The organism is Streptomyces aureoversilis (genome assembly GCF_042657885.1).
In the GTDB taxonomy this organism is placed as follows: domain Bacteria; phylum Actinomycetota; class Actinomycetes; order Streptomycetales; family Streptomycetaceae; genus Streptomyces; species Streptomyces aureoversilis.
In genome coordinates, this window is the sequence record NZ_JBHSKJ010000003.1 from 464,289 (window position 1) to 483,294 (window position 19,006).

Annotated in this window: 15 protein-coding genes and 1 pseudogene; 10 read left to right on the plus strand and 6 right to left on the minus strand. The window is 72.8% G+C overall.

The features are described 5' to 3' along the window. Positions 1 to 144 precede the first annotated feature (144 nt). Positions 145 to 1,797, plus strand: a complete 1,653-nt coding sequence (locus tag ACFPP6_RS07675) for an APC family permease (RefSeq protein WP_382038456.1) — start codon at positions 145 to 147, stop codon at positions 1,795 to 1,797. 644 nt (positions 1,798 to 2,441) lie between these two features. On the opposite strand, the gene ACFPP6_RS07680 is transcribed toward ACFPP6_RS07675, so the two are convergent. Continuing rightward, the gene (locus tag ACFPP6_RS07680; RefSeq protein ID WP_382038457.1) at positions 2,442 to 3,203 is read right to left on the minus strand and encodes a MerR family transcriptional regulator; all 762 of its coding nucleotides are present in this window, start codon (positions 3,201 to 3,203) and stop codon (positions 2,442 to 2,444) included. Positions 3,204 to 3,479: 276 nt separating this feature from the next. Next, the gene (locus tag ACFPP6_RS07685; RefSeq protein ID WP_382038459.1) at positions 3,480 to 4,895 is read right to left on the minus strand and encodes an amino acid permease; all 1,416 of its coding nucleotides are present in this window, start codon (positions 4,893 to 4,895) and stop codon (positions 3,480 to 3,482) included. A 333-nt stretch (positions 4,896 to 5,228) separates the two neighbouring features. Here ACFPP6_RS07685 and ACFPP6_RS07690 point away from each other — a divergent pair, with 333 nt between their 5' ends. The 3 genes from ACFPP6_RS07690 to ACFPP6_RS07700 all read left to right on the plus strand — a co-directional run bounded on the left by ACFPP6_RS07690 (position 5,229) and on the right by ACFPP6_RS07700 (position 8,689). Then, entirely contained in the window at positions 5,229 to 6,596 is a 1,368-nt protein-coding gene (locus ACFPP6_RS07690; RefSeq protein ID WP_382038461.1) for a radical SAM protein, read from the plus strand. A 184-nt stretch (positions 6,597 to 6,780) separates the two neighbouring features. Continuing rightward, complete coding sequence (locus tag ACFPP6_RS07695) at positions 6,781 to 8,121, plus strand: erythromycin esterase family protein (protein ID WP_382038463.1); 1,341 nt, start codon at positions 6,781 to 6,783, stop codon at positions 8,119 to 8,121. A gap of 103 nt (positions 8,122 to 8,224) precedes the next feature. Continuing rightward, entirely contained in the window at positions 8,225 to 8,689 is a 465-nt protein-coding gene (locus tag ACFPP6_RS07700; protein WP_382038465.1) for a cytidine/deoxycytidylate deaminase family protein, read from the plus strand. 14 nt (positions 8,690 to 8,703) lie between these two features. Here the strand turns inward: ACFPP6_RS07700 and ACFPP6_RS07705 are convergent, their stop codons facing one another. The 3 genes and pseudogenes from ACFPP6_RS07705 to ACFPP6_RS07715 all read right to left on the minus strand — a co-directional run bounded on the left by ACFPP6_RS07705 (position 8,704) and on the right by ACFPP6_RS07715 (position 10,274). Then, positions 8,704 to 8,979 (minus strand): DUF1876 domain-containing protein, encoded by a 276-nt coding sequence (locus ACFPP6_RS07705; RefSeq protein WP_382038467.1) that lies wholly within the window; start codon positions 8,977 to 8,979, stop codon positions 8,704 to 8,706. 20 nt (positions 8,980 to 8,999) lie between these two features. Then, positions 9,000 to 9,638, minus strand: a pseudogene (locus tag ACFPP6_RS07710) (phosphoribosyltransferase); the annotation flags it as partial. Positions 9,639 to 9,839: 201 nt separating this feature from the next. Then, positions 9,840 to 10,274, minus strand: a complete 435-nt coding sequence (locus ACFPP6_RS07715; RefSeq protein ID WP_382038469.1) for an HIT family protein — start codon at positions 10,272 to 10,274, stop codon at positions 9,840 to 9,842. 174 nt (positions 10,275 to 10,448) lie between these two features. Between ACFPP6_RS07715 and ACFPP6_RS07720 the strand changes: the two genes are divergently transcribed. From ACFPP6_RS07720 to ACFPP6_RS07735, 4 genes are all read left to right on the plus strand, one after another. Further along, on the plus strand, positions 10,449 to 11,213 hold the full coding sequence (locus ACFPP6_RS07720; protein ID WP_382038471.1) for a DUF72 domain-containing protein: 765 nt from the start codon (positions 10,449 to 10,451) through the stop codon (positions 11,211 to 11,213). A gap of 113 nt (positions 11,214 to 11,326) precedes the next feature. After that, positions 11,327 to 13,009 carry a serine/threonine-protein kinase gene (locus tag ACFPP6_RS07725; RefSeq protein ID WP_382038473.1) on the plus strand — a complete coding sequence of 561 codons (1,683 nt, stop codon included), beginning with the start codon at positions 11,327 to 11,329 and terminating at the stop codon, positions 13,007 to 13,009. 127 nt (positions 13,010 to 13,136) lie between these two features. Next, on the plus strand, positions 13,137 to 14,759 hold the full coding sequence (locus ACFPP6_RS07730) for a DUF6777 domain-containing protein (protein WP_382038474.1): 1,623 nt from the start codon (positions 13,137 to 13,139) through the stop codon (positions 14,757 to 14,759). Between the two features lie 80 nt (positions 14,760 to 14,839). Beyond that, positions 14,840 to 16,159 carry a TerD family protein gene (locus ACFPP6_RS07735; RefSeq protein ID WP_382038476.1) on the plus strand — a complete coding sequence of 440 codons (1,320 nt, stop codon included), beginning with the start codon at positions 14,840 to 14,842 and terminating at the stop codon, positions 16,157 to 16,159. 13 nt (positions 16,160 to 16,172) lie between these two features. Here ACFPP6_RS07735 and ACFPP6_RS07740 read toward each other — a convergent pair whose 3' ends face one another. After that, on the minus strand, positions 16,173 to 17,342 hold the full coding sequence (locus ACFPP6_RS07740; RefSeq protein WP_382038478.1) for a glycosyltransferase: 1,170 nt from the start codon (positions 17,340 to 17,342) through the stop codon (positions 16,173 to 16,175). 134 nt (positions 17,343 to 17,476) lie between these two features. On the opposite strand from ACFPP6_RS07740, the gene ACFPP6_RS07745 reads away from it, so the two are divergent. Beyond that, entirely contained in the window at positions 17,477 to 18,274 is a 798-nt protein-coding gene (locus ACFPP6_RS07745; RefSeq protein ID WP_382038480.1) for a glutamate racemase, read from the plus strand. A 68-nt stretch (positions 18,275 to 18,342) separates the two neighbouring features. After that, complete coding sequence (locus ACFPP6_RS07750) at positions 18,343 to 18,948, plus strand: hypothetical protein (RefSeq protein WP_382038482.1); 606 nt, start codon at positions 18,343 to 18,345, stop codon at positions 18,946 to 18,948. Positions 18,949 to 19,006: the final 58 nt, after the last annotated feature.

The window sequence follows — 19,006 nt, forward strand, 5'->3', positions numbered from 1 at the left end:
GAATTCCGTCCGGTTCGGAGGGTTCGGCCCGGAAGACGATGTCGTCCTGCGGCGTGAGCCGACGAAAAAGGGCGGCAGCCGCAGGGCCTGAGAGGTGCACGGGCTGCCGTCGGACTTTGTCTCCGGCAGAACGGAATGCACGTCGTGGATGTGAGCGCGGCCAATCGAAAAGGCCTCAGCCTCTTCGCCCTGATCATGATCGGGCTGGGGTCCATTTTCGGCTCCGGCTGGCTCTTCGGAGCCGGTCAGGCGGCTCAGGTCGCGGGCCCGGCCGCGCTGGTCGCCTGGGTGATCGGCGCGATCTTCATCGGCATGATCGCCATGTCCTACGCCGAGGTCGGCGCCGCCTATCCGCTGCCCGGCGCCATGGCCCGGTTCGGTTCCATCTCGCACGGGCCGGTGCTCGGCTTCATCACGGGCTGGGCCGTGTGGATCGCGACCGCCTCGCTGATCCCGATCGAGGCCATCGCGGGCACCCAGTACATGTCCTCGTGGAGCTTCGGCTGGGCCCGCGGGCTGGTCGCCGACGGCAGCCTCACCGGCACCGGCATCGCGATGGCCCTGTTCCTGACCGTCGCCCTGTGGCTCGCCTGCTACTGGTCGGTCGAGCTGCTGGCGCGGGCCAACAACCTGCTGACGCTGGTCAAGTTCGCCATCCCGGTCCTCGCGGTCGGCGCGCTCATCGCCTCCGGCTTCCACACGGACAACTTCACCGCGCACGGCGGCTTCGCCCCGAACGGCTGGTCCGCCGTCCTCACCGCCGTCACCGCCTCCGGCGTCGTCTTCGCCTTCAACGGCTTCCAGGCCGTCGTCAACCTCGGCGGCAACGCCAAGAACCCCGGCCGGGCCATCCCGCTCGCCCTCGTCGGCGCGCTCTCCCTCGGCCTGGTGATCTACCTGGCCCTCCAGGTCGCCTTCCTCGGCGCCGTCCCGCCGGAGAAGCTCGCCGAGGCCGGCGGGTGGAGCGGCGTGAACTTCGCCTCCCCCTTCGCCGACCTCGCCAAGCTGCTGATGCTGCACTGGGTCGTCACCATGCTCCAGTTCGGCGCCTTCATCTCGCCCAACGGTGCCAACATCGGCAACGTCGCCTCCTCCGCCTACCTGGCGCAGAACCTCGCCGACACCGGCTTCTTCCCCAAGAAGATCGCCGAGGTCCACCCCCGCTATGGCGTCGCCCGCCCCGCGATGTGGCTCAACCTGGGCTTCTCCGTCCTCCTGCTGCTGACCATCGGCCACAGCTGGGAGGCCCTGGCCAGCGTCGTCTCCGCCGCCATGGTCGTCTCGTACCTGATGGGCCCGATCGCGGTGGGCGTCTTCCGGCAGACCAAGCCGGAGCTGCCCCGCCCCTTCCGGCTCCCCGCCGCCAAGGTCCTCTGCCCGCTGATCTTCGCCTTCGCGGCCTGCGCCCTGTACTGGTCGAAGTGGCCCAACACCGGCAAGGTCACTCTGCTCACGCTGGTCTCGGTCCCCATTGCGGCGGTCGTGCTGCGTCGCCGTGGCGAGAACCTGCGCCGGCAGTTCGCGCCGGCGTGGTGGATGGTCGGCTTCCTGCTGTGGCTGTCGCTGCTGTCGGCTCTCGGTAGCCCCGAGTTCGGCGGCCACGGGGTGATCCCGGGCGGCCTCGACACCGCTCTGGTCGGCGTCTCGGCCCTGGGCTTCTACTTCTGGGCCGTGCGCGCGGGCGTCCAGGCCCACCGCGCGGGTCTGCCGGGGCCGGACCCGGTGCTCGGCGGCGTGGGGGGCAACGTGCCCGCCCAGACGCGCCACGAGGAGCCCGCGCAGGCCGCGGCCTCCTAGGCGGCGCCCCACACGCACAGCGGCAGGCCGGCCTCGGACGTTCCGGGGCCGGCCTGCCGCTTGTGTGGCGCCGACGCGCGGCCGGGCCGCCCCTGGGGCGGGGGCACGTCAGCTCGGGGCGGGGCCGGAGCCGGTGCCCGGGAGCAGGTGACGGCCGGGCCGGTGAGCACGGGCTCATGACCGTCGAGCCCGTGACCGTCATTCCTGATTGCTGCCGCCCTGCCGCCTGGGCTCGTGCCATCCGGCCCGTGACGGGCGGGTCCGGTGACGCTCTGGCCGCCCACGACTGCCGAGACGGCGACCGTTGTCCCCGTGTCGGCTGCTTGGTCACTACGCGCTCCATGGCAACCGGCTGGGCCCCCGGCCCGTGACCGCTGGCCTCGTGGGAGCCCGTGGCCGCAGGCGTGACCCTAGCTCCAGGACCGCCGAGCTCATGCCTCCACGGGGTCCGTAACAGCCAGGCCTCCGCCCCGGCCCGTGACAGCCGAGCCGCACTCACGGGCCCTGTGAGCGTCGAGCCCGATCTCCCGGGGCCCGTGAGCGCTCAAGCCCGCGCCCCGCTGAGGCCCTGTTGCCGGCGGAACCGGCAAGTGGCCCGACCCGGCCGGGCCGCCGCACCCCCGTGGCGGCGGCCCTGTTCCGGCTCAGCTCAGCCGGGTCGTGGCGTACACCTCGATGGCGGCCCGCTGGTACGCGGCCAGGCCCGGCGCGATCGACTCGTACACCGCGTGCCAGTGCTCGTTCTCGACGCAGGTACGCCCGATCGCGCGGTACTCCTCGGCGGTGGCTGCCCGGATCCGGGCCAGTGTCCGGTACTGGGTGTCGATCTCGGCCTGCACCGCGTCGGCGTCGGCGGGCAGGCCGATGGCCAGCAGGTCGGCCAGCCGGATCATCTGCGCCGTGCGCTCGCGCTCGTCGGCCTCGATCTCGTCCTTGCTCCATGCCGAGGTGTGCCGTTCGGCGGCCCCGACCAGCTCCGGGAAGTCGCCCAGGACCTTGATGCACCGGGCGGGCCCGAGACCCTCGAACAGGTTTTCCGGTCGGCTGATGCTGATCATGTCTGTGCCGTCCTTCCTGGACTGCTCCAGTTCGGTGATCGTGCGGGCGACGGTGCCGGCCAGGGCGTCCAGCCGGTCGCGCTCGGCCAGCAGCCGACGGTAATGGCCCCGCAGGGCCTTCAGCTCGTCGACCTGCGCGGCCAGGACCCGGCCGATTTCAGGCAGTCCCAGGCCCAGTGCCCGTAGCACGAGGACCTGCTGCAACCGCAGCAGTTGGCGCTCCTCGTAGTAGCGGTGGCCGTTGGTGCCGATCCAGGCCGGTGGCAGAAGGCCGATCTCGTCGTAGTGGCGTAGCGTCCGGGCCGTCACACCCGACATCCGGGCGACCTCCGCGATCGGCCAGGCCATCGCCGCCTCCCTCCCTCACACGGGCTTCACCGGGCCGGAATCTCCGGCCCTGCTCAGGACGGTAGAGGCTTCCGCTGCGGCAGCTTCAAGCCCAGATCGCAGGTTTCCGGGTCGCGTGCTGGCCGGCGACCGTCCCCCTTCTCATGGACAGAGCCAGGACCCGTGACTCCAACCACCCCCGCACCCCCGGGCGCAGTTACGGCGAAGGCCGGCCCTCGTCCGTCGGGACGGGGGCCGGCCTTCGCCGTATCGGGTGCGCGGTGCCGGAATCCGGGCTCAGTCGCCCGCAGGGCGGGCCGCGGCGGCCGCTCGCTGCTGGACGTAGCCGACCACGGCCAGTGCCAGGGCCAGGCCGCCCGTGGAGTACAGCTGGACGCGGGTGTCGGTTTCCAGGCCCATCAGGACCAGGGCGCCCGCCACGCCGGCCAGCGTCACCCAGGTGAGGACCGGGAAGGCCCACATCCGGACCACGAGCCGGTCGGGTGCCTCGCGCTCCAGGCGGCGGCGGAGGATCAGCTGGGAGGCGGCGATGAAGCCCCAGACGATGAGGACGACGCCGCCGACCATGTTCAGGAGCCAGGCGAAGACGGTGGTGGGGTACCAGTAGGACAGCAGGACGGCGAAGAAGCCGAAGGCGGAGGAGGCGAGGACGGCGCGGCGGGGCACACCGCCGGAGACCTTGCCCAGTGCCTTGGGGCCCTGGCCGCGGGAGACCAGGGAGTAGGCCATGCGGGAGGAGCCGTAGATGTTGGCGTTCATCGCGGAGAGCAGGGCGATCAGGACGACGACGTTCATGATCTGGCCGCCGCCGGGGACGCCGAGGCGGTCGAGGACGGCGGCGTAGGGGCCGTTCTCCGTGACGGAGCCGTCGTTCCAGGGGAGCAGGGTGACGATCACCATCATGGAGCCGACGTAGACGATGCCGATGCGCCACATGGTCGTCTTCACGGCCTTGGCCACGCCGCTGACGGGGTTCTCGGATTCGGCGGCCGCGATGGTCACGGTCTCCAGGCCGCCGTAGGCGGCGAGGGAGGCCAGGAGGCCGATGAGCAGGCCGTCCATGCCGTTGGGCAGGAATCCGCCGTCGTGCAGGAGGTGCGCGGTGCCGGGGGCGTCGTTGCCGGGCAGGACGCCCATGATCGCGAGCGCGCCCAGGATCAGGAACAGGGCAATGGCGCCGATCTTCAGGGCGGCGAACCAGAACTCGAATTCGCCGAAGTTCGAGACCGCGGCCAGGTTGCTGCCGCAGAAGACCGCCATGAAGATCAGGACCCACAGCCAGGAGGGGGTGCCCGGGAGCCAGCCCTGCACGATGTGGGCGGCGCCGATCGCTTCGATGGCCACGCCGACGACCAGCAGGGTCCAGAACATCCAGCCTGCGGTGAAGCCGGCCCAGGGGCCGATCGCGCGGTCGGCGTGGACGGAGAAGGAGCCGGAGGCGGGGTTGGCGGCGGACATCTCGCCGAGCATTCGCATGACGAACATCACGAGCAGGCCGGACGCGGCGTATGCGAGCACGATCGAGGGGCCGGCGGCGGCGATGCCGGCGCCGGAGCCTACGAAGAGGCCCGCGCCGATGACGCCGCCGAGGGCGATCATCGAGAGGTGCCGCTGCTTGAGTCCGTTCGACAGGGGGGAGCCCTGCGGGGCGTCCTCCGTCTGCGGGGGAGGTGTGGTGGTTGTCCGGCTCATGGTCGTGCCTGTCCAATATGCGAGATCGGGAATGTCGAGTATGAGCAGGCGGCCGAAGATCCGGTTAACTCGTCCGTTATCCGGACAGTCACTTCACGGAGCGTGATCGTTTCGCAGCAGCCCCGTATGTACGGGGGCGAAACGCCGCAACTGCGGACCCGGTTGATTCTCCTGCGCCGGGCAGGACTAGCGTCAGTGATCACGAAGCGAGTCTGCCGCAGAGATCGCGCCAGGCCCACAGGGGAAGCAGAAGAAGCTGACGCCCGGGTAAGCAAGCGGGCCACGCAGAAGCGGACGCCGCGAAGAGCGGACGCACGAAGGGGGAGCACCGAGATGACCGGCCGTACCCACCTGATCGAGAGCCTGATGGAGCGCTTCCCGCACATCCCGCGGGAAGCCGTGATCAAAGAGGACCTGCTGCGCGGAGGCATGGCCTTCGACGACTCCGCCCTCAGCGACACCACCAACGAAGCGACCGGCGGGATCAAGCCCAAGTCGTACTTCATCTTCTCCTTCGACCACCGCACCCTCCCCGAGCTCGGCGCCGCCGCCCTGCGCCGCCCGCCCGAGGAGATCGTGCTGACCGGCGGCCCCTACGAACTGCGCCGCACGGTCGTCTCGGTACGCGTCAACCCCGCCTCGCCCTACCGCGTCCAGGCCGGGCCCGACGGCACGCTGGGCCTCTACCTCGACGGGCGGCGGATCTCGGACGTGGGCCTGCCACCCATGCCCGACTACTACCGCGAGACCCTCCCCAACGGGAAGTCCGTGATGGAGGTCGCCCCGACCATCCAGTGGGGCTACCTCGTCTACCTGACCGTCTTCCGCGTCTGCCAGTACTTCGGTGCCAAGGAGGAGTGCCAGTACTGCGACATCAACCACAACTGGCGCCAGCACAAGGCCGCCGGCCGCCCCTACACCGGCGTCAAACCGGTCGAGGAGGTGCTGGAGGCGCTGGAGATCATCGACCGGTACGACACCGCCCGGGCCTCTCAGGCGTACACCCTGACCGGCGGGGCCATCACCTCCAAGGTCGCGGGGCTCGGCGAGGCCGACTTCTACGGCCGCTACGCCCAGGCCATCGAGGAGCGCTTCCCGGGCCGCTGGATCGGCAAGGTCGTCGCGCAGGCCCTGCCCAAGGCGGACGTGCAGCGCTTCCACGACTACGGCATCCGCATCTACCACCCCAACTTCGAGGTGTGGGACGAGCGGTTGTTCCAGCTCTACTGCCCGGGCAAGGAGCGCTACGTGGGCCGCGACGAGTGGCACCGGCGGATCCTCGACTCCGCCGACGTCTTCGGCGCCCGCAACGTCATCCCCAACTTCGTCGCGGGCGTGGAGATGGCGACCCCGGACGGATTCGCCACCGTCGACGAGGCGATCGCGTCCACCGCGGAGGGGCTGCGGTTCTTCATGTCCCACGGCATCGTCCCGCGGTTCACCACCTGGTGCCCCGAACCGACCACGCCCCTGGGCAGACTGAACCCGCAGGGCGCGCCGCTGGAGTACCACGTACGGCTGCTGGAGGTGTACCGGGCGACGCTGGAGGAGTACGGCCTGGCCTCGCCGCCCGGATACGGGCCGCCCGGACCGGGGCGGGCCGTCTTCTCGGTGAGCTCCTTCATGGACAGCCTTCCGGCGACGGGCGACCTCCCCGCCACGGACGGCCTCCCGGCCGGGGAACCGGAAACGGCGGCCTAGCCGTCGGCCGCTCTCCGGTCGCCCGCGAAATCCCTTTGCCCGCCGTCCGTCGCGACGGTTAGGGTTGGATCATGGTTCCGGGCACTCTCTTCCGCTGACGCTCTCCGGGAGCCGCCCCTGCGGCGCGCTCCCGCATCGGTGATCTGCATCTGCACACCACTCCACCGAGAGACGAGCCTTCAGCATGCCTTCTCAGCCTCAGCCTTTCCAGCCTCAGCCTTCTCAGCGCTCTCAGCCTTCGGGCCGTCAGCCGTCCGCCGACCGCGCCCCTTTCACCCACTGGCTGCGCGAACACGCCACGACCCTGACCACCCTCGACCCCGATGCCCCGCTCGACGACCTGGAGCCGCTGCGGGACCTCATCGGCGACGCCCACGTCGTCGGCATCGGCGAGAACTCGCACTTCATCCACGAATTCGGCCTCGTACGCCGGCGTCTCCTGCGCTTCCTCGTCGAGCGCTGCGGCTTCACCGTCCTCGCCTTCGAGTACGGATTCAGCGAAGCCTTCGCCCTCGACACCTGGGTCCGGGGCGACGGCCCGGACGGCGACCTCGAACGGCTCACCGGAGCGGCGCTGCCCATGGGCCTGCAGGAACCCCTGCGCTCGCTGCGTCTGCACAATCGCACGGCGGCCCGGCCCGTGGGCTTCGCCGGCATCGACATCCCGGCCGCGGGCGGCTCGCTGCTGCCCGCGCTGCACCCGGTCGCCGACCACCTCCGCGAGGCCGACCCCGAGGCGCTGCCGCTGGCCGAGACGGCCATCGGCATCGCCGGGCGGTTCGCCGGCGAGTCGGGCGCCGCCGCGGCGCCCGCGTGGGCTCGCCTGGACGCCACCGAGCAGGACGCCCTCACGGCCGCCCTCGCCCGCCTCCTCGTCCGCTTCCGCGCCACCGAGCCCCTGCAGGTCGCCCGCACGGGGCGGTACGCGTACGAGGTCGCGCTCCGGCGCCTGGAGGCCGCCTCCCAGGCGGACTACACCATCCGGGCCATGGCTGCCCTCTTCGCCGGCACCGGGCTCCCGGCCGACACCTCGTCCCGCGAGATCTACATGGCCGGGTCCGTCCTGTGGCACCTGGAACGCGCCGAGCCGGACGCCCGCGTCGTGCTGATGGCCCACAACGGCCACCTCCAGAAGGAGCCCGTCGCCTTCGACGGATACCCGACGGCCCTGCCCATGGGCCAGTTCCTCCACCACGCCCTCGGTGACGACTACTTCGCCCTGGGGGTGTCGTGCGTCGGCGGCCGCACGGCGGAGATGCGGCTGGAGGAGGGTGCCCGGTTCGGCTTCACCGTCGACGACACGGAGCTGGAGGCACCCGAGCCGGGAAGCATCGAGGCCGCCTTCGCCGGAGCCGTTCCGGCCGGCGCCATCGGCCTCGCGGGGCTGCGCTCCGCACCTCGGGGCGGCGACATGCCCGACCGGACCCGGATCCAGAGCGCGTACATGCACACGCAGGTGGCCGACGCCTTCGACGGTATGCTCTGCGTCCCGTCCTCCCGGGTGGCCGACGGCATCGACATCTGACCGCGGCATCGAGATGTGACCGGGCGTCGACATGTGACCGGGCGTCGACATCCGACCGCGGCGTCGGCGTCCGGCCTGCCGGTCGGCGGTAGCCTCTCGCCCTGTGACACCTGATCTTGATCACGAGCTGATCGCGGTGGCGGCGGAGCTCGCCGCCACCCGCGCCAAGGGCGACGTGCACACCATGGCGGCGGCCGTCCGCAACCGGGACGGCCGCATCGCCACGGGCCTCAACGTCTACCACTTCACCGGCGGCCCGTGCGCCGAGCTCGTGGCCCTCGGGGCGGCCGCGGCCGCGGGCTCCTACGACCTCACCACCGTGGTGGCCGTCGGCAGCGACGACCGGGGCGTCATGCCGCCGTGCGGCCGTTGCCGCCAGGTCCTCTTCGACTACTTCCCGGGGATCGAGGTCATCGTCAGGACGGGAACGGGCGCAGGAACGGGCGCAGGAACGGGCACAGGAAAGGGAACGGGAACGGGCACAGATGACGGCACCGGCGTCTTGCGCGCGGTGCCGGTGCGCGAACTGCTGCCGCACGCCTACGGTTTCGCCGAGCGCAACCCGTAACGGCAAGGCGCTGATCAGTGGCTCAGGCGCGTCGGGGTGTGCGTGGTCTCCTCGATGTCCACCCCGGCCTTGTCGAGCAGTTGCTCGGACAGGTCGCGCAGCGCGCGTGCCGCCGCGACCTCCTCGCCGACGCGCGGCTGGGAGGGATCGGCGGGGTTGCGGTTGCTCCTCCCGACCGCAGTGAAGTCCGTGCCGTCGTGCATGTGCAGCCGCACCGCCGCCTGCGTCAGCGCGCCGGCCTCGCGGAACTCCATGTCGATGGGGCTTTCGACGATCTTCTCCGTGGTCATCACACACCTCCCGGGTCCGTCACTGCCGCCCTGTTGCGCTCCAGCAGGTCGATCACTTCCTCGTCCGGGGTCTGGGAGAAGTCCTGGTACCACTCGCCGACCGCGAAGAAGACGGCCGGAGTGCTGAGGCAGACCAGCTCGTCCACCTCCGCGCGGAGCGCCTCCGCCGCGTCCGGCGGCGCCACCGGCTCGGCGAGCACCACGCGGGCGGCGTCCTGGGCCCGGACCACCCGGCAGGCGGCCGACGCCGTGGCGCCGGTGGCGATGCCGTCGTCGACGACGATCGCCGTGCGGCCCTGCAGCGGGATGCGCGGGCGGCCGCCGCGGAACCGCTCGGCCTGGCGGACCAGGTTCGCCTCCTCGCGCTGCTGGATCTCGGCCAGGTCGTCCTCGTCCACGCGGCCCATCCGGACGATGTCGCTGTGGACGACCCGCACGCCACCTTCGCCGATGGCGCCGAAGCCCAGCTCCTCGTGGAAGGGCACCCCCAGCTTGCGCACGAGCACCACGTCCATCGGGGCCCCGAGCGCCTGCGCGACCTCGTAGGCCACGGGCACGCCGCCGCGCGGCAGACCCAGGACGACGGGGTTCTCGGCGCGCAGGTGGCCCATCTGCTCCGCCAGGCGGCGGCCGGCGTCCACGCGATCGCGGAATCTCATGATCCACCTCTTCTCCCGGGCTCCGGAGAACGAGGGAAGCCATACATCCAATATGGTCAGATTCCCGCGGATAGTCCACGTCGGCAGATCGGGAGCGCACACAGGAGTGCCCGCCGGGCCCGGTCGGCAGCCCATGCCGGGGCGGGCCGACAGGCCGACCGGCCGTTCGCCGCCGACCGGCCGCTCGCCGGGGCGGACGGCTCAGCCGGCCTCCAGCGCCTCCCGTACCCGCTTCGCCACCTCCGCCGCCTCCTCGTCCGAGGCGTAGCGCCCCCGGGGCCAGAAGAAGCCGCGCAGGCCGTCCTTGCGGTTGCGCGGCACGACGTGCACGTGGAAGTGGGGCACCGACTGGCTCACCCGGTTGTTCGCGGCCACGAACGACCCGGCGGCGCCCGTCCCGCGCTCCACGGCCCCCGCGATCCGTTGCACCCGGGCGAAGAACGGCCCCACCTCGTCCGCGGAGAGGTCGGTGAGCGTCTCGGCGTGCCGCCGGGGCACCACCAGCACGTGGCCGGGGAAGAGCGGCCTCGCGTCGAGGAAGGCGACCGCCGTGCCGTCCTCGAAGACCCGGTGGGCGGCCGTGCCGCCCCCGGCGATCGCACAGAAGATGCAGGCAGCCTCGTCAGCCTCGTCCATGCCCCCAGTCAACCGCAGCCACCGGCCCCGGCCCACCGGCCCCGGCCCACCGGCCCCGGCCCGTCGGCCCCGGCCCGTCGGTCCACCGGCCCCGTGCCGGCCCGCACACCGCCGATCCGGCGTTCTCCGCGGCCCGCCCGTGACGCCCCCGGGCACCCGGGGGAGGGATCACCCATGCCCCTCCACGTCGGCACCTCGGGCTGGCAGTACAAGGACTGGCGCGGCGTCCTCTACCCGGACGGCTGCCCGCAGCGGCTGTGGCTGGAGGAGTACGCCAAGGGATTCGCCACCGTCGAGAACAACAACGCCTTCTACCGGCTGCCGCCGCCCGGAACCTTCGGCGACTGGCACGACCGCACCCCCGCGGGCTTCGTCATGGCGGTCAAGGCCAGCCGCTACCTGACCCACATCAAACGCCTCCGCGACCCCCAGGAGCCGGTCGGGCGGCTGATGCGGCACGCCGCCGCGCTCGGCGACCGGCTCGGCCCCGTCCTGCTCCAGCTGCCGCCCACCCTGCGCGCCGACCCCGCCCTCCTGGACACCGCGCTGGGCTGCTTCCCCGACGGCGTCCGCGTGGCCGTCGAGCCCCGCCACGACTCCTGGTGGACCGACGAGGTCCGCGCCGTGCTGCGCGGCCACGGAGCCGCACTGTGCTGGGCCGACCACGGTTCCCGGCCCGTCACCCCACTGTGGCGGACGGCCCCCTGGGGATACGTGCGCTTCCACAGCGGGCGGGCCCGGCCCTGGCCGCGCTACGGCCGGGCGGCGCTCGCGAGCTGGGCCGGGCGCATCGCCGACACCTGGCCCGACCGGGCCCACGTCTACGCCTACTTCAACAACGACCCCGGGGGAGCGGCCGTCCACGACGCCGTCGCCTTCGCCCGTACCGCCGCCCGGCTGGGGCGCACGGTGAGCCGCACTCCGGATACGCACGCCTGAGCCCGCACCGATGCGCCGTGCACCCGCTTCCGGCGGCCGCGGAACCGGGAACGCCGGACGGGGCTGCCCCGTCCCAGCCAGTGTGGCCCGAAACGCGCACGGCTGGGGGTGCCGTGCGTACGGGGAGGGGGGCGCACGGCGTGGACGGCGAGCAGCAGCGACATCCCTTACTGGCCGGGCGGTACCGGCTCATCGACCAACTGGGCAGCGGCGGCATGGGCGTGGTCTGGCGCGCCCTCGACGAGCTCCTCGACCGGGAGGTCGCCGCCAAAGAGGTACGGGCCCCGGAGCACCTGCGTGAGCACGACGTCCGCGTCCTCTACGCACGCCTGAAGCAGGAGGCCCGCGCCGCTGCCCGCGTGAGCCACCCCAACGTGATCACCGTCCACGACGTGGTCGAGCAGGAAGGGCGTCCCTGGATCGTCATGGAGCTCGTCCGCGGCCGGTCGCTCGCCGAGATCCTGCAGCACGAGGGCGTGCTCACCCCCAAGGAGGCCGCCAAGGTCGGCTCGATGGTGCTGCAGGCCCTGCGCAGCGCGCACTCCTCCGGCGTCCTGCACCGCGACGTCAAACCGGCCAACGTCCTGCTGGAGCCCAGCGGCCGGGTCGTGCTGACCGACTTCGGCATCGCCCTCGTGGAGGGCTCCGGCACCCTCACCCGCACCGGCGACCTCGTCGGCTCGCCCGACTACCTGGCGCCCGAGCGTGCCCTGGGCCGGCGACCCGGTACCCCGTCGGACCTGTGGTCGCTGGGCGCCACGCTGTACGCGGCGGTCGAGGGGGTCTCGCCCTTCCGCCGTACGTCGGCGCTCGGCACCCTGCAGGCCGTCGTCCAGGACGAACTGCCCACACCGCGGCGCGCCGGGCCCCTCACGCCGCTCCTCGAAGGGCTCCTCCGCAAGGACCCGCAGACCCGCATGGGCTCGACCGAGGCGCAGCGCCTGCTGGACGCCGTCGCCTCCGGCCGGATGCTCACGCAGCCCGACCTGGCGAGGGGGGAGCCCGCCGGATACGTGCCCACTGAGCGCTCCACGCCCACCCCTTCCCCTTCTCCGCCTGCCGACCCCAGGACCACCTACGGCTCGGGCTACAGGTACGGCTCGGGCGCCCGCCCGTACGGGGGGCCGGCGCCGTCGGGCGCACGCGCGGGGATGCCGTCGGGCGCACCCGGAGGGGGGCAGTCGTGCCCGCCCGCCGGGACGCCGTCCGGGGGGCCGTACGGCACACCCTCCGGGACTCCCTCCGGCACACCCTCCGGCACACCCGCCGGGGGTCCGTCCGGTGCGCCCGGCGGTGCAGTCAGGAGCCCGGCCTACGGATATCCGGTGCCCGCCCCGGGGCCGGCACCCGGCCCTTTTCCGACGCCGACGCCGGCTCCAGCGCCGTCGCCGGCCCCGAACCCGTCGCCTGCCCCGGCACCCGGACCGGCCCCGGCTCCCGGCCCAGGAGCCCCGCACCGCGGCTGGCCCGTCTACCTGGGCCCGCTGCTGGCGCTGGTCCTCATCGTGGGCGGCACCGTGGCCGGGGTCCTGGCCGCCGGAGGGCCGGGGGACCCGGACAACGGGCATCAGCCGGGCGGCGGGACCACGGGCACCGCGCGCCCCGCGGACAACTCGCCTACGCCCGACGGCTCGGGCGGGACCGGTGAGACCGGCGAACCCGGAACTCCCTCGCCGCATCCCAGCCCGTCGGGCCACGCGACGGACCATGCGACGACCTATCCCACCACCGAACCCACGAAGAACCCGCCCGGTACGTGCAACGGGGGCTGGGTCACGAAGTGCGCAACACGCTGACGAGCAAGAACAACTGACGCGAAAGAACAACCGACAAGCAAGAACAACTGGCTGAGCGAGAACAACCGACGAGAAAGCACAGACGACAAGGAACAACCGGCTTTCGGGGGGTATACACATGCGGCTGGTGTCCAATCCGTTCCGGGAGAGGCGGCGGGAATCCGCCCGGCCCCGTACCCGGCGTGCGCTGTCACGGCGCCGCCGGATCCAGGCCGTCGCCCTCTTCACCGTGCCCGTGCTGATAGGTGGCGCGAGTCTCGCCGGGTGCGGTGCATCGGGGAAGAAGAAGGCGGTCAAGCTGGTCCTGGAGGCAGTGGGGGAGGCCGGTGCCTTCCCGTTCACCGAACACCCGGACACCGACCTGCGGAACGTCGTCTCCGCCTCCCCCGGCGGGGGCGAGTGGCAGGGCGACGCGCGGGGCGCGTTCGGCGGGGTCCAGGGCACCACGCGCTGCGACAAGGCCTCGCTCATCAAGCAGATCACCGAGGACCCCGACAAGGCCCGGGCCTGGGCCGCGGTGAAGAAGATCGACGAGCGCAGCATCGGTGAATACATCAACAAACTCACCGAGAGCTACCTGGAGTTCGACACGCTCGTCAAGAACCACGACTTCCGGGACGGTCAGGCGGCCGAATACCTGTCGGTGCTGCAGAAGGGCGTGCTCGTCCTCGTGGACGACTACACCGCGCCCGCCGTCAAGTGCAACTGCGGCAATCCGCTGGCGGAGCCGGACCGCGGGGTGGACGTGAAGGACGCGTCGTACTCGGGCACCCGCTGGAAGTCGTTCTCCTCCACGGAGGTCACCGTCATCAAGGCCCGCACCAAGGAGCAGGGCCCGGTGAAGCAACTGCCGCTGGTCGATCCCTTCCAGGGCGACAAGGCCTTCGACCGCAGCGTCGGCAGTGACGGCAGCAAGGACAGCAAGCCGTTCCGGTGGGATCCGCCGAAGACGCGCCCCACTCCGGGCACGGGCGGGACCTCGGGGCCGTCCGGCGGCCAGGGCAAGCCCTCGTCCCCCTCGGCCGGTTCGCCCGGCGCGGGCTCGTCCGGCCCGGGTTCGTCCGGCGCCGGGTCCGAGGACCCGTCGGGCGGTTCCTCGGCGCGGGGAGTGCCGGGCAGCGGGTCGCCCTCAGGGGCAAGTGCCGGGACGGGCACGGGCGGTCCGTCGCAGTCGCGCAAGCCGGGCAGCGCGGTGCCCGGGACCGGGCGGCCGACGCCCTCGCGGACCAAGCCTCCGCTCACCACGCCGTCGAGGGCGGTCGTCCCGCCCACGACCTCCAAACCGGTGACGCCGACCGCCAGCAGGCCGGTCGTGCCGGCCTCGCCCAAGCCCGTGACACCGACGGCGGTCAAGCCGGTGACGCCCACGGCTGCCCGCCCGGTGACGCCCACTGCGGTGAAACCGGTGACGCCCACGGGTGTTCGCCCCGTGACGCCCACGGCCGCCCGTCCCGCGACGCCGACTGCGGTCAAGCCGGTGACTCCGACCGCCGCCAGGCCCGTAGCGCCCACGGCCGCCAAGCCCGTGACGCCCACCGCCGCCAAGCCGGTGACCCCGACCGCCGCCAGGCCCGTGACGCCCACCGCGGCCAAACCCGTCGCACCCACCGCCGCCAGGCCTGCCGCGCCGACCGCCGCCAAACCCGTTCCCCCGACCGCCGCCAAGCCCGAAGCACCCACGCACCACCCACCGGCCACCAAGCCGAAACCCCCACCGGCCACCCACGCACCAGCCCCCCAACCCTCCTAATCCGCGGCAAGCAGGGACAAACGGCTGTCACGGTACGTTGTCCCTGCAAGCAAGAGGCCGTCCATACACAGGGGTGCAGCATGGGGATGATGAAGGGTGCCAACGTCCGGATTCCGGCGCCGGCGGTGCGGGTCGAGCTGGGGTGGCACGCGGCTCCCGGGGTGCCGGACGTCGACGCCTCCGCCCTGCTGCTCGTGGGCGGCAGAGTCCGCTCGGACGCGGATCTCGTCTTCTACAACCAGGCGGTGCACCCCTCGGGCGCGGTCCGTCACGAGGGCAAGCAGCCGGCGGGCGCCGGCGTGACGACCGACAGCCTCACCGTGAACCTCGCCGCGGTCGAGCCCGCCGTCGAGACCGTGGTGCTCGCCGCCTCGGCCGACGGCGGGACCTTCGGGCAGGTGCCCGGCCTGTACATCCGCGTCATGGACGCCTCCGCCGGTACGGAGCTCGCGCGGTTCGACAGCACCGACGCCACGGTCGAGACGGCCTTCGTCCTGGGCGAGCTCTACCGCCGCCAGGGCGAGTGGAAGTTCCGGGCGGTGGGCCAGGGCTACAGCAGCGGCCTGGAGGGCCTGGCGACCGACTTCGGCATCACCGTCGACGAGCCCCAGGCGGCCGCCGCACCGGCCCCGGCGCCCGCCCCCGCCCCGCACTCCGTCGCGGCCGCCATACCGGCGCCGCCCGCCCAGGCTCCCGCGGTGCCGCCCGTGCAGCCGGTCGCCCCGCCGCCCCCGCCCGTGGCCCCGCCCGCGCCCCAGCCGGTGCGCCTGACGAAGGTCACGCTCACCAAGGAATCGCCGACGGTCTCGCTCACCAAGCAGGGCGGCACGTCCGGTTCGCTGCGCGTCAACCTCAACTGGGGCGTGCAGAAGCAGTTCAAGGGGTGGGCCCACAAGTTCGGCAAGGCGATGGCCATGCACTCGGACCTGGACCTGGACCTCGGGTGCCTCTTCGAGCTGCGCGACGGCTCCAAGGGCGTGGTGCAGGCGCTGGGCAACTCCTTCGGGTCGCTGCACCGCCCGCCCTTCATCCAGCTCGACGGCGACGACCGCACGGGCGCGGTCGAGGCCGGTGAGAACCTCACCGTCAACCTCGACCACATCGCCGACTTCCGGCGCATCCTCGTCTTCGTGACGATCTACGAGGGCGCCCGGAGCTTCGCCGGGCTCCACGCCACGGTCACGCTGCAGCCGCAGCACGGCGCCCCCGTCGACTTCTCGCTCGACGAGTGCACCGTGCTCTCCAACGTCTGCGCGCTGGCCCTGATCACCAACAACAACGGGGACCTCGTCGTCCAGCGCGAGGCCCGCTACCTGGTGCCGGACCGCGGCGTCAGCCCGCAGCGCACGCTCGACCACGCGTACGGCTGGGGCATGAACTGGACGCCGGGCCGCAAGTGACCGGCGGGGGCGCTCAGGGCGTGGCCTCGGGGCGGGCGTACGTCCGCCCCTTCCAGGCCGCGCCCCGGCCCCGGTAGTGCTGGACCGCGGAGTCCACGGTCATCAGCAGGTAGAGCAGGGCGGTGAACGGCAGCAGGGGCGCCAGCACGAGGGGCTGCCGGTAATAGCGGAGCATCGGCACGTACGTGCCCGCCATCACCGCCCAGGCGGCGGCCCCTGCCACCAGCACGAGGGTCTCGCCGGTCAGGGCGCCCGCCACGACGGCCACCGGCGGCACCAGGTAGACCACGGCCAGCCCGGCGACCGTCCCGGCCAGCAGCAGGAGGTTGTGGCGCAGCTGCGCGTACGCGCTGCGGGAGACCATCCGCCACAGCTGCCCCAGGCGCGGGTACGGGCGCACGCTGTCCACGCGGTCCGCGAGGCCCAGCCAGATCCGGCCGCCCGTGCGCCGTACGGCCCGCGAGAGCGTCACGTCGTCGATCACGGCCTGGCGGATGCTGCCGGGGACGCCGGCCCGCTCGGCCGCCTCGCGGCGCAGGAGGACGCAGCCGCCGGCGGCCGCGGTCGTCCGCGCGCCCGGCCGGTTGATCCACCGGAACGGGTACAGCTGTGCGAAGAAGTAGACGAAGGCCGGCACGATCAGCCGCTCCCAGACGGTCGCCACGCGCAGCCGGGCCATCTGCGAGACGAGGTCCAGGCCGCCCGACCGGGCCGCCGAGACGAGCTCGCGCAGGCTGTCCGGTGCGTGGGCGATGTCGGCGTCGGTGAGCAGCAGGTACTCGGCGTCGGTGCGGGCGCGGGCGAGCGCCATGCCGTGCCGCACCGCCCACAGCTTCCCCGTCCAGCCCGGCCCGGGCTCCCCCGGGCAGTCCACGGTCAGCGGCAGTCCGCCGTGCTCCGCCGCCAGGGCCCGGGCCAGGTCGCCGGTGCCGTCGGAGCTGCCGTCGTCCACCAGGAAGACCTCGGCCCGGCCGGGGTAGTCCTGGGCGAGGAGGGAGGGGAGGCTGGAGGGGAGGACTTCGGCCTCGTCCCGGGCGGGCACCACGATCGCGACCGACGGCCATTGCGCGGGCGGTGTGCGCCCGGGCAGCCTGACGTCCGTCCGCCAGAAGAAGCCCTGGCCCAGCAGCAGCCACACCCACGCGGCCAGGGAACCCACAGTGATCCAAGTCAGCGCGCTCATCCGCTGAAGTCTGCCGCACACAAGGCTTTCGTTCCGGGAAACGGAGCGAACCCGGCCCGGGCGGACCGGCCGTTCGTGGCCGGGTGTGACGCCCGGCGGGCCGTCCGCCTCCCGCCATCGATTAAAGTGACCGGGTGAAGATCGCGCTCATGGACTCCGGCAACGGTCTGCTGGCGGCGGCCGCCACTGTGCACCGGCTGCGGCCCGATGCCGATCTGGTCCTCTCCTCCGACCCCGCCAGCATGCCGTGGGGACCCCGTACGACCGAGGACATCATTGCGCGCGCCCTGGGCTGCGCCCGGGCCGCGGCCGCCCAGGGCCCCGACGCGCTGATCGTCGCCTGCAACACCGCGTCAGTGCACGCGCTGGCGGCGATAAGGGCGGAGCTGGAGCCCGAGCTGCCGGTCATCGGCACCGTGCCCGCGATCAAGCCCGCTGCGGCGGCCGGCGGTCCCGTGGCGATCTGGGCCACCCCGGCCACCACCGGCAGCCCGTACCAGCGCGGCCTGATCCGCGACTTCGCGGCCGGTGTCGAGGTCACGGAGGTGCCCTGCCCGGGCCTGGCGGACGCCGTCCAGCACGCGGATGCGGCGGCCGCGGACGCGGCGATCGCCGCGGCGGCCGCGCTCACGCCCCGCAATGTAAGAGGCGTCGTCCTGGGCTGCACCCATTACGAGCTCCTCGCGGAGCGTATCCGCGCGGCCGTCGAGTCCCGGCTGTCCCCGGCGGTGCCGCACCTGACCCTGTACGGCTCGGCGGAGGCCGTCGCGGCCCAGGCGCTGCGCCGGATCGGGGCCGCTCCCGCCCCGGACGCCGAGCCGTCGGGGCGTCTGACGGTGCTGCTCGGCGGCCGTGAGGGCGCCATGGAGCCGGCCTCCCTGACCTACCCCGAGGGCCGCTCCCTCCTCGAGGCCGCCGCCGTGCGTCCCTGACCACCCGATCCGGTGCGGTCCGTGCATCACCCCTGCCGTGGTGGCGGAAGGTGAGTAGGCTGCGTGGTATGAGGGACCATTCCACGGGCCCGCAGGGCCACGAGGGCGACGAGAAGACGGACGCGGCCGGACCCCCTTCCCCGGCCGACGACTCCGAGGACCTCGCCGTCTGGACAGGTCGTGCGACGAACCGCGTCCAGTGGCTGCTCGCCGCGGCCGGCGCAGCCTGCCTGGCGCTCGGCGTCGAGCTGGCAGTCGACAGCGCATGGACCTCAGGTCTGGCCCCTCTCGTCATGGCGGTCGTCGGATGCGTCGCGGCGGGGCTGTTGATGCTCTACGGCACGCTGGCGTTCGTCCATGTGGCCGTACGGGTCGACAAGGAAGCGCTGGAGGTGCGCTGCGGGCACATCGGCGTGCCGCGCACCCGCATCCTGCTCGCCCATGTGGTCGACGCCGACTTCGCCCCCCGCGTCACGCCGCGGCAGTGGGGCGGCTGGGGCTATCGCTGGCGTCCGGAGAAGGGCACGGCCGTCGTGGTGCGGCGCGGCGAGGGGTTCGTGCTGCGCCTGGGCGACGGGCGGACGTTCACGGTCACGGTCGACGACGCGGAATCCGCCGTACGGGTGATCCGTCAGGCCCTGCGGCTCACCCCTGGGCGCAAGGCTCCGGCCTGACCTGGGGTTTTTCCGCCGTCCATGCGGCCACCTGGGTGAAGGACAGGTCCTCGCGGCC

Coding starts and splice junctions, on each gene's coding strand:
- ACFPP6_RS07740 (WP_382038478.1), bottom strand. CDS start 17,342: ATGAGCGCGCTGACTTGGATCACTGTGGGTTCCCTGGCCGCGTGGGTG.
- ACFPP6_RS07750 (WP_382038482.1), top strand. CDS start 18,343: ATGAGGGACCATTCCACGGGCCCGCAGGGCCACGAGGGCGACGAGAAG.
- ACFPP6_RS07715 (WP_382038469.1), bottom strand. CDS start 10,274: ATGGACGAGGCTGACGAGGCTGCCTGCATCTTCTGTGCGATCGCCGGG.
- ACFPP6_RS07690 (WP_382038461.1), top strand. CDS start 5,229: ATGACCGGCCGTACCCACCTGATCGAGAGCCTGATGGAGCGCTTCCCG.
- ACFPP6_RS07705 (WP_382038467.1), bottom strand. CDS start 8,979: ATGACCACGGAGAAGATCGTCGAAAGCCCCATCGACATGGAGTTCCGC.
- ACFPP6_RS07735 (WP_382038476.1), top strand. CDS start 14,840: ATGGGGATGATGAAGGGTGCCAACGTCCGGATTCCGGCGCCGGCGGTG.
- ACFPP6_RS07685 (WP_382038459.1), bottom strand. CDS start 4,895: ATGAGCCGGACAACCACCACACCTCCCCCGCAGACGGAGGACGCCCCG.
- ACFPP6_RS07680 (WP_382038457.1), bottom strand. CDS start 3,203: ATGGCCTGGCCGATCGCGGAGGTCGCCCGGATGTCGGGTGTGACGGCC.
- ACFPP6_RS07695 (WP_382038463.1), top strand. CDS start 6,781: ATGCCTTCTCAGCCTCAGCCTTTCCAGCCTCAGCCTTCTCAGCGCTCT.
- ACFPP6_RS07720 (WP_382038471.1), top strand. CDS start 10,449: ATGCCCCTCCACGTCGGCACCTCGGGCTGGCAGTACAAGGACTGGCGC.